Annotated in this window: 10 protein-coding genes; 3 read left to right on the top strand and 7 right to left on the bottom strand. The window is 57.6% G+C overall.

What is annotated here, in order from left to right:
• Positions 1-45: 45 nt before the first annotated feature.
• The 5 genes from GZH47_RS22640 to GZH47_RS22620 all read right to left on the bottom strand — a co-directional run bounded on the left by GZH47_RS22640 (position 46) and on the right by GZH47_RS22620 (position 6,402).
• A complete protein-coding gene (locus GZH47_RS22640) occupies positions 46-936 on the bottom strand; it encodes a carbohydrate ABC transporter permease (RefSeq protein WP_162643297.1) in 891 nt (296 codons plus the stop codon).
• 32 nt (positions 937-968) lie between these two features.
• The gene (locus tag GZH47_RS22635) at positions 969-1,931 is read right to left on the bottom strand and encodes an ABC transporter permease (RefSeq protein WP_162643296.1); all 963 of its coding nucleotides are present in this window, start codon (positions 1,929-1,931) and stop codon (positions 969-971) included.
• Positions 1,932-2,134: 203 nt separating this feature from the next.
• The gene (locus GZH47_RS22630; RefSeq protein ID WP_162643295.1) at positions 2,135-4,165 is read right to left on the bottom strand and encodes a beta-galactosidase; all 2,031 of its coding nucleotides are present in this window, start codon (positions 4,163-4,165) and stop codon (positions 2,135-2,137) included.
• 254 nt (positions 4,166-4,419) lie between these two features.
• On the bottom strand, positions 4,420-5,553 hold the full coding sequence (gene dgoD, locus GZH47_RS22625; RefSeq protein ID WP_162643294.1) for a galactonate dehydratase: 1,134 nt from the start codon (positions 5,551-5,553) through the stop codon (positions 4,420-4,422).
• An 84-nt stretch (positions 5,554-5,637) separates the two neighbouring features.
• A complete protein-coding gene (locus GZH47_RS22620; protein WP_162643293.1) occupies positions 5,638-6,402 on the bottom strand; it encodes an SDR family NAD(P)-dependent oxidoreductase in 765 nt (254 codons plus the stop codon).
• 176 nt (positions 6,403-6,578) lie between these two features.
• On the opposite strand from GZH47_RS22620, the gene GZH47_RS22615 reads away from it, so the two are divergent.
• Together GZH47_RS22615 and GZH47_RS22610 are read left to right on the top strand one after the other, a co-directional pair.
• On the top strand, positions 6,579-7,322 hold the full coding sequence (locus tag GZH47_RS22615) for a Bax inhibitor-1/YccA family protein (RefSeq protein WP_162643292.1): 744 nt from the start codon (positions 6,579-6,581) through the stop codon (positions 7,320-7,322).
• 179 nt (positions 7,323-7,501) lie between these two features.
• Entirely contained in the window at positions 7,502-7,942 is a 441-nt protein-coding gene (locus tag GZH47_RS22610; RefSeq protein ID WP_225446566.1) for a hypothetical protein, read from the top strand.
• A gap of 161 nt (positions 7,943-8,103) precedes the next feature.
• On the opposite strand, the gene GZH47_RS22605 is transcribed toward GZH47_RS22610, so the two are convergent.
• Positions 8,104-8,877 carry a hypothetical protein gene (locus tag GZH47_RS22605; protein WP_162643291.1) on the bottom strand — a complete coding sequence of 258 codons (774 nt, stop codon included), beginning with the start codon at positions 8,875-8,877 and terminating at the stop codon, positions 8,104-8,106.
• A gap of 170 nt (positions 8,878-9,047) precedes the next feature.
• Here GZH47_RS22605 and GZH47_RS22600 point away from each other — a divergent pair, with 170 nt between their 5' ends.
• Positions 9,048-10,121, top strand: coding sequence for a M42 family metallopeptidase (locus GZH47_RS22600; protein ID WP_162643290.1), 1,074 nt, complete (start codon positions 9,048-9,050; stop codon positions 10,119-10,121).
• A gap of 91 nt (positions 10,122-10,212) precedes the next feature.
• Here GZH47_RS22600 and GZH47_RS22595 read toward each other — a convergent pair whose 3' ends face one another.
• Positions 10,213-11,451: a cytochrome P450 gene (locus GZH47_RS22595; protein ID WP_162645377.1), complete on the bottom strand. Its 1,239-nt coding sequence runs from the start codon at positions 11,449-11,451 to the stop codon at positions 10,213-10,215.
• Positions 11,452-11,498: the final 47 nt, after the last annotated feature.

The following is an 11,498-nucleotide window of genomic DNA, read 5'->3' as shown; positions in this document are numbered from 1 at the left end:
AGCTCCTGCGATATCGGGTTTTGGCGGGCTTGGTTCAGGCCCGGGCTATTCTTTCATCGCGGCGAACGTCATCCCTTTGACGAAGTATCGCTGAAGGAACGGATAGACGAACAGGATGGGCACGGTCACGATAATGGTCATGGCCGCCCGGATCGTTTCGGGATTCGTCCTGCGGGCGTCCGATCCGTCGATATGCGTATTCTGGTCGAACACTTGGTTCACGGAACCGATCAATACTTTCTGAAGCTCGAATTGCAGCAGGTTCAAATGCGGGTTCCGGCTGGCGTACAAGTAGTTATCGAACCAAGAATTCCAATGCGCGACGGCGACATACAACGTAACCGTGGCCATGACAGGCATGCTGACCAGGATGACGATTCGGAACAAAATCTGAAAGTCGGACGCCCCGTCGATTCGGGCCGACTCCACGATGCCGTCGGGAAGCGATTCGAAGTAGCTGCGCATGATGATGACGTTGAATACGCCGATTAACGTAGGAAGAATATAGACGGCGCCATGGTTGATCAGGTGAATGTTCTTGACGAGCAGGTAGAACGGAATCAATCCGCCGTTCACGTACATCGTGACGATCAGGATGATGTTGAAGGATTTGCGGAACATGAACTCCTTGCGGCTTAACACGTAGGCAAGCATCGCCGTGCTGATGACGCCTAGTCCGGCTCCGAGCACGGTCCTGACGACGGAACGAACGGCGGCCATGGCCAAATTGTTATTGGCGAAGATCGTATCGTAATTTTGCAGCGTGAATATCCGGGGCCAGACGTAGATCGTCCCTTTCAGCGTATCCTGCGCGTCGTTCAGGGAGATCGCCAATAAGTTGAGAAACGGGAACAGGGTCACGATTCCCATCATGAGCAGCAGCGCATAATTCGTCGTTAGAAACGCGTAGTCTCCCCACGTGCGGCGATGCGTCATTTTCTATCACCTTCCAGTCCATATGCCTCTTATTAGAACAGCCGGTTGCGGGTCGTCCGGTTCGCGATGAAGTTGACGGCGACGACCATGGCGATGCTGACCAACGATTTGAACATGCTGACCGCCACGCCGTACGAATAATCGCCGATGCTCGTCGAATACTTCAACGCATACAGGTCGAGCACTTCCGAGCGATCGATAACGACGGGATTGCCTAGCAGGAATTGAGATTCGTAACCGCTCTGGATGATCCAGCCCACGGACATGATCAAGAGCAGGATCGCGGTCGGCATGATGCCGGGAATGGAGACGTAACGCATCTTCTGCAATCGCTTCGCTCCGTCGACTTCCGCCGCCTCGTAGTGCTCCGGATTAAGACCCGAGAGGACCGCCAGGTAAATAATCGTGTTCCACCCGAGCTCTTTCCAGAAATTCGCCGCCGTATGGATCCACCAGAACAAATCCGCTTTGCCGAGAAAATAGATCGGTTCGTTCACGATGCCGAGCTTCATGAGCAGCGCGTTCACCACGCCGCTGTCCGGCGAAAGCAGCGTCGCGAAAATATTGGCGATGACCACCCAGGAGACGAAATGGGGAATGTACGTGATCGTCTGAATCGTTCGCTTGAAGAACCGGCTTCTCACCTCGTTCAGCATGAGCGCGAGCGCAATCGCTCCGAAAAACCCGGTGACAAGGTTCAGCACCCCCATGACGACCGTATTGCGCAGCGCGTTGAAAAATTGCGGATCCCGGAACAGCAGCTTGAAATTGTCGAAGCCGGCGAACGGGCTGTGCCAGATGCCTTTGGCCACCTTGTATTTCTCGAACGCCATGATCCATCCCCACAACGGTCCGTACGAGAACAGCACGACGATGAGGACGAAGGGGACGGACATCAGGAGCAGCTGATATTGCCGGCGCAGTCTGCGCCCGAAGGATAAGGAAGGCTGCGCACCCATAGGTACGGGGTGAACTTGGGGGGCGGGTTTGGCCATGATAGGCTCCTTTCGTTACATGCTTGCGGCGTTGCGCTATGCCTTAATTATGCCGGGGGAGACAGCGGACCAACAACCCGACAAACGGGTGATCGTAACCCGGCAAATAACAACTGAATGCCAGGCAAGCAAAGCAAAGCAAAACAAAAGAACCGCAGGACGGACATGCCGGCCGGCGGTTCTATGGCAAAGCTAAAATCGAATCATTGCGAAATCGATTCATTCGACCGTTCCAAAGCAAGGATGCCGTTAGCAGCCAAACTCGTGACGCCCCTTATCGTTCTCCCCGTGAGAAGGTCGACGCAGCCGTCCTCGATCGCGAAGCTGACCTCGCATTCGTTATGGTTGATGACGAAAATCACTTCCCGCCTGCCGTCGCCCTCGCGCCGGACCGCCTCGACCCCTTGCGGCAGCGAAGGGAGAACGGGCTTCAGCCCCGCTTCCGCGCTTATCCCGTCGAACAAAGCGTTTAGCGTCGAACGGTCGAGCTCCGTTCCGATATAGTAGGCACGCCCGGCGCCATATTCGTTGCGGGTGACCGCAGGGCAGCCCGCGAAGTAATCGTTCGTAAACCGGACGACCGTCGATGCTCCGATCGGTTCGATGACGTCGTACCACGTCGCGGCTTGGCCGGCAAGCCCGGCGTTTCCGAACGCTTCGGCAAAAGCCAGCCCGACCGGATGCTCCGGTTCGATAATGCCGTAATCATCGACTTCGATGCCAAGCAAGCCTGCGAACGGACCCGGCAGTATCTCCGGCAGCATCCGGTTATTCCATTCCTTGGCGCCGGCGCGGAAATCCATCACGACGGTGCCGCCTGCGCGAACATAATCGTGAATCGCGCGGACGGTCGCCTCCTTGGACATCATGAGGTTGGGGACAATCAGCAAATCGTAGCCGTCGAACCCGGCCGAGTCCGGAGAGATCACGTCGACTTGAATATTGCGATCGTGGAAATAGCGATAATAGTCCGCCTGATGATCCTTGTAAACGAAGCCGCTTGCATGCGGCTGAATTTCGAATGCCCATTCGTTGTGGAAGCATTTCACGATGGCGGCCTTCGAGCGTACGGTCGTATCGGCCAGCAGCGGCGCCAAGCGGGCAAGCTCTTCGCCGACTTGCCGGACTTCCCTGTACTTCCTGCCCGGCTTGCCGTGATGCTGCAGAATACCGTGCCAATATTCCTCCAGCGCGTACGTTAACGTCCGCCAGCGGAAATAGACGATCGCGTCCGCCCCGCGCGCGACGGACTGGTACGTCCAGCGCCGGAGCTCTCCCGGCTTCGGCGTCGGTGAGAACGTATTCGTGCACGGCGTGCCGCTCTGATGCTCGAGTACCCAGTAGTTCATGCCCTTCAGCCCGCGCATCGCGTCATGGTTGATCCCCGTCCGAAATGCGCGTTCCTCGGGCACTTTTTTCATGATCGGATAAATATCCAGCGACACGAGATCGAGATCCGCGGAGAGGTCGTAATAATCGAGGTCGTTGAAGCTCCCCATCAAATTCGTCGTAATCGGCTGGGCAGGCGGGCAATGCTCGCGAAGAATGCCGATTTGCAGCGCTTGATAGCCGCGGACCGAATCGGAAGAGAACCTGCGGAAATCGAGAACGAGCCCGGGATTATGTCCCTGATGGACGGAATAAGCCGGCAGATGCACCTGTTCCCATGCCGTGAACAGCTGGCTGGAGAAAATCGTGCCCCATTCCTCGTTCAAGCGGTCAAGCGTCGCGTATTTCCGTTTCAGCCAGCCGACGAACGCCGTCTTGCAGCTGTCGCAGTAACAGCGCGCGGTATCGATCGCGCCAAGCTCGTTGTCGATCTGCCAGCCGATGACGTCGGGATGGCTGCCGTATCGCTTGGCCATCTCCGTGACGATCGCGCGGGTGTAGTCGCGATACGTCGCATTGTTCGAGCAGTAGCTGCGCCTCGTGCCGAAGCCTCGGACATGTCCCTGATAATCCCGCTGGTAAATATCCGGATGCTTGTCGAGCAGCCACTTCGGCGGACCTGCCGTAGGCGTCCCCAGAATCGTTCGAATCCCGTAAGCGCTGAATAGCGCGATCGCTTCGTCCAGCCATTCGAAGTCGAACTCGCCTTCCGCGGGCTCCATCTTGATCCAAGCGAACTCCGCCATCCGAACGACGTTAAATCCCGCTTCCTTCATCATTCGGGCGTCGGTTTCCCATCTTTCCTTGACCCAGTGTTCCGGATAATAACAAGCTCCGAACAACATTCGTGTTTCCTCCCCGTTTTCGAACGTATAAACTGCTGCGCACCTGGCATTATAGCGAATCGGCGTGGCCGCGGTAAGCTTCGATAACGCTGTTTTCACCCGTCAAACGAGACATGTTGTTCGTTCTGGACGCGGTCAGCCGCAGCACAAAGAGCCGTCCCCGGCGCTGATGCGCACCGGGGACAGCTCGAACTGCCCCGTAGCTATGTGATGTGATGCGTATGCATCACATTATTCGATGCTGGACTTCTCCCTTACCACTCCGCGAACGAACCGTCTTCGTAAGCCAGACGAGGCGTGTCCCATTCGCCGGCATGGCTGCGCTCGATCAACATTTCCTCGTTGATTTCGATGCCCAGACCCGGGCCCTGCGGCACCGCAATGCTGCCGTTCACGATCTGGAATGGATTCTTCAGATAGCCTTCGCCGAGATCCCATTTCTCCGCCATTGACGGATGCTCTTGGATGAGGAAGTTCGGCGTGCAAGCATCGAGCTGCAAGCAAGAAGCGAGCGAGATCGGTCCGAGCGGATTATGCGGCGCGATGGAGGCGTAATACGTTTCGGCCATCGCGGCGATTTTGCGGCCCTCGAAGATACCGCCGGCATGGCACAGATCCGGCTGCACGATCGCGATAGCGCCTTTCTCCAGCGCCTCGCGGAAGCCCCAGCGGGTGAACAGCCGCTCGCCCGAAGCGATCGGAATGCTCGTCGACTGCGCGACGCGCAGCAAGGAATCCACGTTCTCCGGCAAGCAAGGCTCCTCGATGAACATCGGATAATACGGCTCCAGCGCGGCCGCAAGCCGGATCGACATGGCCGGGCTGACGCGCCCGTGGAAATCGATCGCGACGTCGAGCTCGCTGCCCGCCGCCTCGCGGATAGCCGCGAATCTTGCCGTCACGTTCTCGACGAAAGCGAGAGAGTCGACGTGGCGCACCGGCGCGTCGACGCCGATCTTGATCGCGGTGAAGCCCGCTTCCATCTTCTTCTTCGCGTTCGCGCCGATGTCGCTTGGCGTTGCCCCGCCGCAATGGCTGTACATGCGGATCGATTCGCGGACTTTGCCGCCGAGCATTTCATAAACGGGCATATTGTAATACTTGCCCTTGATGTCCCACAGCGCCTGCTCGATGCCGCTGATTGCGCTTACAAGAACAGGTCCGCCGCGGTAGAACGATCCCCGGTACATGACCTGCCAATGGTGCTCGATACGCAGCGGGTCTTCGCCGATCAGATACCGTTTCAATTCTTCCACAGCCGTTGCGACGGTGAGGGCGCGGCCTTCCACGATCGGCTCGCCCCATCCGCAAATGCCCTCGTCGGTTTCGATCTTCAGAAACAGCCACCGCGGCTTCACATGGTACAGCTTCATATCGGTGATTTTCATATCGTATTCGTCTCCTCCTGTGATTTCGTTGTCGTCCCGGAACCCATCCTCGGCAATCGTTACGTTCGTTACGTTCGTTGCGCCTTATGCTTTGTCAGCCCACACCGGCAGCAGCGCGCCGCCGTCCATGAACATCGTCGTTCCCGTCATATAGCCCGCCTTGTCGGAGGCGAGGAACACGGCTGCTTCGCCGACCTCGTCGGTCGTCGCGAAACGGCCAAGCGGAATATGCGACGAGATGCGTTCTCTGCCCGCGCGCGCCCGTTCGTCCCTCGGCTCGCCGAGCGCGGTATAGCCGGGAGCGATCCCGATGACGCGGATGCCGTAAGGGGCCAGATCGAGCGCCATGTTCTTCGTCAGCTTATTGACCGCAGCCTTCGCCGCGGCGTACACCGTCGCGTTCGACCACGTGCCCTCCGTATGATTGGAGCTGATATGGATAAGCGCGCCCTTCGTTCCCTGTTCCGCCATGATGCGTGCCGCGCGTTGCGAGCAGAAGTACAGTCCTTTCAGATCGGTGTTCATCACTTCGTCGAACAGCTCCGGCGTCGTCTCCAGAAACGGCTTCATCCTCGTAATGCCGGAATTGGCTACGGACACGTCCAGCCGGTCGAACGATGCACGGAAGCCGTCGAACAGCTTGTCTACCCCGTCGATCGTCGAGATATCCGCCTGCACGGCCTCTGCCCGCATGCCCATGGCGCGAATATCCTGCACGACCGCTTCCGCGCCTTCCGCGCTGCGGTTGTAATTGACGCATACGTCATACCCCGCCCTGGCAAAAGCCAACGCGATCCCACTGCCGATTCCTCTGCCTGACCCGGTTACCAATGCTACTTTCCGTTCCAACTTCATCCCCCTCTTCCGCTGCTAAGCCGTCTCACAAGCTAACTATAACGGCCGCGAAAAGTCACAAGTATAGGGTAATCGTCTTGTTTACAGGGGTAATCCGATGGACATGGCATGTTTGTATGGGACGAACATATGCTATAATTGGTAAAAAATCGACGATGGGGTGTTCATGCATGCTAGGTAGAAGCGGCAATCCAACCTTGAACGACAAGACCTTCGAGCGTTCAGGCCATGGTTCGTATTCGGGCGCGGACCGGATGACGATCGACGGAACGGTGAACAAAACGTTCATCACGCTTGCCGTGCTGCTCGGGGCGGCATTCGCGACGTGGAACATGTATTTCAAAGGCAACGATGTCATGCCTTACGTGATCGGCGGGGCTATCGGCGGATTGATTTGCGCATTGATTATCAGCTTCAAACCCCGTACGGCACCGTTTCTGGTACCGGTCTACGCGGCGCTCGAAGGCGCATTCCTGGGCGGGCTAAGCGCGAATTACGAGCAAGCGTACGGCGGCATCACGATGCAGGCGGCCCTTATTACGATGTGCGTGTTCTTCGCCCTGCTCGTCGCTTACAAGACGCGGATTATCCGCGCGACCGAGAACTTCAAGCTCGGCGTATTCGCCGCAACGGCCGGCATCGCGCTCGTCTACTTAGCGAGCATGGTGCTGAACATGTTCAACGTGACCGTTCCCTACCTGCATGACAATACGCTGATCGGCGTCGGCATCTCGCTTGTCATCGTCGTCGTCGCGGCTCTTAACCTCGTGCTGGATTTCGATTTCATCGAACAGGGCGCAGATCGCGGAGCACCGAAATATATGGAATGGTACGGCGCATTCGGCCTGATCGTCACGCTCGTCTGGCTGTACGTTGAAATTCTCCGCCTGCTTTCGAAGCTGCGGAGCAGATAATTACGTCTCTATGAAACAAGCTCGCATGAACCTTCAAGTCCGCGTACGCGCGGATGAGAAGGTTCTTTTTTGCGTCGGGCATTAGAACGCATAGTTCTCGCAATTAAGGGAAAAGCTCTTCTAGACGTAACATGTCCTTAATAATGGATGTACAGGAGGAGTAACCCACGTTGAAAACCATGATGAAAATTGCAATCGCCTGCATGCTCGCAATGTTGTTTGCGATCGCACTGCCGCATGACGCGAGCGCTGAAACCATCCCCATGCTGAAGGACGTTCAGCAGTTGTCGGCCAATCAACTGAAGGTGACGTACGACCAACCGGTCGATGGGACCAAAGGAACGACACCGGCCAATTACTGGATTCAAAGCATGAGCGAAACGATGCCAACCGGTATCGCCACGCTCGGCATGAACGACAGCGTCGGTCCCGGAAACGCGTTGACCGCCGACCGAGTAACCATTACGTCGGCGGATACATCGAGTACGAGCTTTATCCTGACGTTCAAGCAGCCTATCCAAACGGGCAAATCGTACAAATTGATCATTTGCTACGTGACGGCTCCGAATGCTCCGCCGTACAGCGGGGACAACGGATCCCGGGTATTCGTCGGCAAGTAACGGAAGCGGGTAAGACGGCAGTCGCAGAACCGTTTAGAACCGTTCAGCGCACTCGGTTCAGTGCAGTCCAGAACAGCAAAGAGCTCCGTCCCGATCGGGACGGAGCTCTTTCTCTGTTATCCCGCTGTCGATGAAGCGAACCTTCCTCCGCCTCGCGCGAATCAGCGGATCCGCTCGTATTCTTCCATGAAGGCAAGCTGCATGCCCGCGAAGATATAGTCATATAAGAAAAGAAGCAGGAAGAAGATTAACGATACCCACACCGCATTGATCAATAGTCCGAACAGCACATTCAGCAGAACGGCTTTAACGATGAGGCTCGCCGTCGCGCCGGTACGATTGCGGAAAGCCCGAAGCGCGCGGGGGAATGCTTGAACGATGGTGCAGTTCTCGGCGACGAGCGTAAATTCCAGATACACGAACCACACGCGGAGAATGAGAAAAGCCACCAAGCTGATAACCGCGCCCGCGCCATGCAGGACGACGAACGCCAGACTGCCTCCGATCAGCATCAGCCCGAGCACAAGCAGGTTCAGCAGCAGCATTCGGCCGAAGAAGCGCCGGCCGTACTTGCCGAATACGCCCAGGGAGATCGGCCGCTCATGGACCGCTTCGCGAAGCAGACCGATATACCCGCCTTGGAAGAAAGCTTGAATGAGCAGGAATCCGAGCAGGACGAGAAGCACCGATGCCACGCTTCCTGCATGAATGCCCCCGCCGGCGTTCAATTGCACGGTACCCGCCATAAACCGCTGCTCCGCCACGGCGCTGATGGAGGGCATGCCCATCTGCAGCGCAAACTTGAAGGTCAGATGCGAACTGCCGTGAAAGCCGTTCATAAGAATTCCGACGAGAACGGATAAGCCGTCGATCGCGACCGGCAGCCCGACAAGCAAGGGCAATCCCGGCAGCTTGCGAATCGCGCTAAGCAGCATTCCATCGCCTCCTTTAGCTTGTAGTACGCGCTTTTTCCAATAAATGTTGCATGAAACAGCCGTTGACGGCATACAAGTGCGGCGCGGATTTACCCCGGTGCCGAAAGACGGTAAAATAAGGTGAGCTGAAAGGCCCGAACGAATTTCCAAACGATTGCGAGGAATCCAAAATGAATCAAGAAACGATGGAGCTGTTCCGAACGTTGACGGACTTCCAAGCAGCATCCGGCTTCGAGCGGGAGCTGCGCGGTTTTGTCCGCGGTGAATTGGAGAAATATACGAACGAGATCGTGCAGGACCGGCTGGGAAGTATCTTCGGCGTGCTGCGCGGTGACGAGAAAGGGCCTGTCATCATGGCGGCGGGCCATCTGGACGAGGTAGGCTTCTTGATCACCGGCATTACCGAGAACGGAATGCTTCGCTTCCAGACGCTGGGCGGCTGGTTCAGCCAAGTGCTGCCGGCGCAGCGCATTCAAGTGATGACGGACAACGGGCCGCTCGTCGGCATCATCGGCACGACGCCCGTTCATCTGCTCGATGAGGCGGCCCGCGGCAAGCCGCTCGACGTGAAGGGGATGTATATCGACATCGGCGCAGACAGCAAAGCGCATGCGCTGGAGATCGGCGTCCGTATCGGCCAACAGGCCGTGCCGTACTGTCCGTTCACGCCGCTGGCCAATCCGAAGAAAATCATGGCCAAAGCCTGGGACAACCGCTACGGCGTCGGGCTTGCCATCGAGCTGTTGAAGGAACTGCAGGGCAAGCAGCTGCCGAACGTGCTCTACTCCGGCGCGACGGTGCAGGAGGAGCTCGGTTTGCGCGGCGCGCGAACCTCGTCCAACATGATCAAGCCGGACCTCTTCTTCGCCATGGACGCCAGCGCCGCCAACGACATGAACGGCGACAAGTCCGCTTTCGGCCAGCTCGGGCAAGGGGCGCTGCTGCGCATCTACGACCCGACGATGCTGACACATCGCGGCATGGTCGAATACGTGCTGGACACGGCGTCCACCCACGGGATTCCGTATCAATACTTCGTATCGCCCGGCGGTACCGACGCCGGTGCCGTCCATACGCAGGGCAGCGGCATTCCGTCGACGGTGATCGGAGTATGCGCGCGTTACATCCACACGTCCGCTTCCGTGCTCCATACCGACGATTACGACGCGGCTAAGGAATTGCTCGTGAAGCTCGTGGCAAGCTGCGATGCGTCGACCTATCGGACGATTCTCGACCGCTCTTAAGGCAGGTTCTTCGAAACGTATAACGCAAAAACACGCCGGTCGAGCTCGACCGGCGTGTTTTTGCCGTTGCTTCTTTCCATGCTTCTATCTCCTAGACGATAACGGGCAGCGTCTGAAGCCCGCGGAACAATATATTCGGGCGCCAATCAGCTCTGTCCTCCGCAAGGCGCATATGCGGAAACCGGTTCAACAGCGTTCGGATGGCGATCTCGCCTTCCAAGCGCGCGAGCGGCGCGCCGAGACAGAAATGAGCGCCGGTCGCGAACGCAAGATGACGGTTCGGCTGACGAGCGATATCGAACCGGTTCGGGTCATTGAACTGGGCGGGATCGCGGTTCGCTGCTCCAAGCATCACGATGACGCTCTGCCCCCGGGGAATCGTCTTGCCGCCGATTTCGCAGTCGGCGGACGCGATGCGGGATGTCGTCTGCACCGGACCCTCGTACCGCAGCACTTCTTCGATTGCGGAGGCGATTAATTCGGGGCGTTCCAACAGCAGCGCATGCTGGTCGGGCTGGGTAAGCAGCAAACGAACGGCGTTGCCGATCAGGTTCACGGTCGTTTCATGGCCGGCAACGAGCAGCAATACGCAGGTCGCGATCATTTCCTGTTCGGTCAGCGCATCGGATTTCTCTTGCGCCGCAAGCAGATCGCTGATCATATCCTCGCGCGGAGCGGCTCGGCGTTCCGCGATCAACAGGCGGAAATACTCGGTAATCTCGCTTGTCGCCTTCATGGTCTGCTCCGCGAATTGCGGCGTCTGGTCGGAGCCTTCGAGCACCTTGGCGAACACATGCGACCAATCTTTGAACAGCTCGCGGTCTTCGGGAGGCACGCCGAGCAGCTCGGCAATGACAATCACCGGCAGCGTAAACGCGAACGAGGCGATCAGGTCAGGCCGCCCCTCTTCCTCCATGCGGTCCGCAAGATAGTCCGCAATCTCTTGAATGCCCGTTTTCAGCCGCTGCATCGTTCTCGGGGTGAACGCATGGCTGACCAACGAGCGCAATCGCGTATGGGCGGGCGCGTCGCGAAGCAGCATCCAATTATTCAACAGCTCGTTGACGGGCTTCCATTCCGGCGGAGGTTCCGGAATTTCCGTGCCTTCGGGCATGGCGTTCCGGTATTCGCGGACGAATACGGGATCCTTCAAGATCCGGTTGACGTCCTCATAACGCGAAACGATCCAGAACCAGCGTTCTTCAATGTAATGAACGGGCTCTTGTTCAAGCAAATAATCGTAAAACGGATAGGGATCATCATGCAAACGATTCGAATAAGTCCCAAACCAGGAGGCAATATCGGTCTTTCCGAAGGCCGGCTGCTGCATGCTCACAAGCTACACTTCCCTTTGCATAGGCGGAATTTCCGTCCGTC

Origin of the sequence: Paenibacillus rhizovicinus, from assembly GCF_010365285.1 — a bacterium.
Lineage (GTDB): Bacteria > Bacillota > Bacilli > Paenibacillales > Paenibacillaceae > Paenibacillus_Z > Paenibacillus_Z rhizovicinus.
The sequence above is the reverse complement of the archived record's forward strand: the minus strand, read 5'-3'. Positions and strand labels throughout refer to the sequence as shown.

What these genes read in the sequence shown, in the direction of transcription:
- dgoD (WP_162643294.1), bottom strand. Translation starts at nt 5,553, where the DNA reads ATGAAAATCACCGATATGAAGCTGTACCATGTGAAGCCGCGGTGGCTG.
- GZH47_RS22600 (WP_162643290.1), top strand. Translation starts at nt 9,048, where the DNA reads ATGAATCAAGAAACGATGGAGCTGTTCCGAACGTTGACGGACTTCCAA.
- GZH47_RS22615 (WP_162643292.1), top strand. Translation starts at nt 6,579, where the DNA reads ATGCTAGGTAGAAGCGGCAATCCAACCTTGAACGACAAGACCTTCGAG.
- GZH47_RS22610 (WP_225446566.1), top strand. Translation starts at nt 7,502, where the DNA reads ATGATGAAAATTGCAATCGCCTGCATGCTCGCAATGTTGTTTGCGATC.
- GZH47_RS22595 (WP_162645377.1), bottom strand. Translation starts at nt 11,451, where the DNA reads ATGCAGCAGCCGGCCTTCGGAAAGACCGATATTGCCTCCTGGTTTGGG.
- GZH47_RS22640 (WP_162643297.1), bottom strand. Translation starts at nt 936, where the DNA reads ATGACGCATCGCCGCACGTGGGGAGACTACGCGTTTCTAACGACGAAT.
- GZH47_RS22605 (WP_162643291.1), bottom strand. Translation starts at nt 8,877, where the DNA reads ATGCTGCTTAGCGCGATTCGCAAGCTGCCGGGATTGCCCTTGCTTGTC.
- GZH47_RS22635 (WP_162643296.1), bottom strand. Translation starts at nt 1,931, where the DNA reads ATGGCCAAACCCGCCCCCCAAGTTCACCCCGTACCTATGGGTGCGCAG.
- GZH47_RS22630 (WP_162643295.1), bottom strand. Translation starts at nt 4,165, where the DNA reads ATGTTGTTCGGAGCTTGTTATTATCCGGAACACTGGGTCAAGGAAAGA.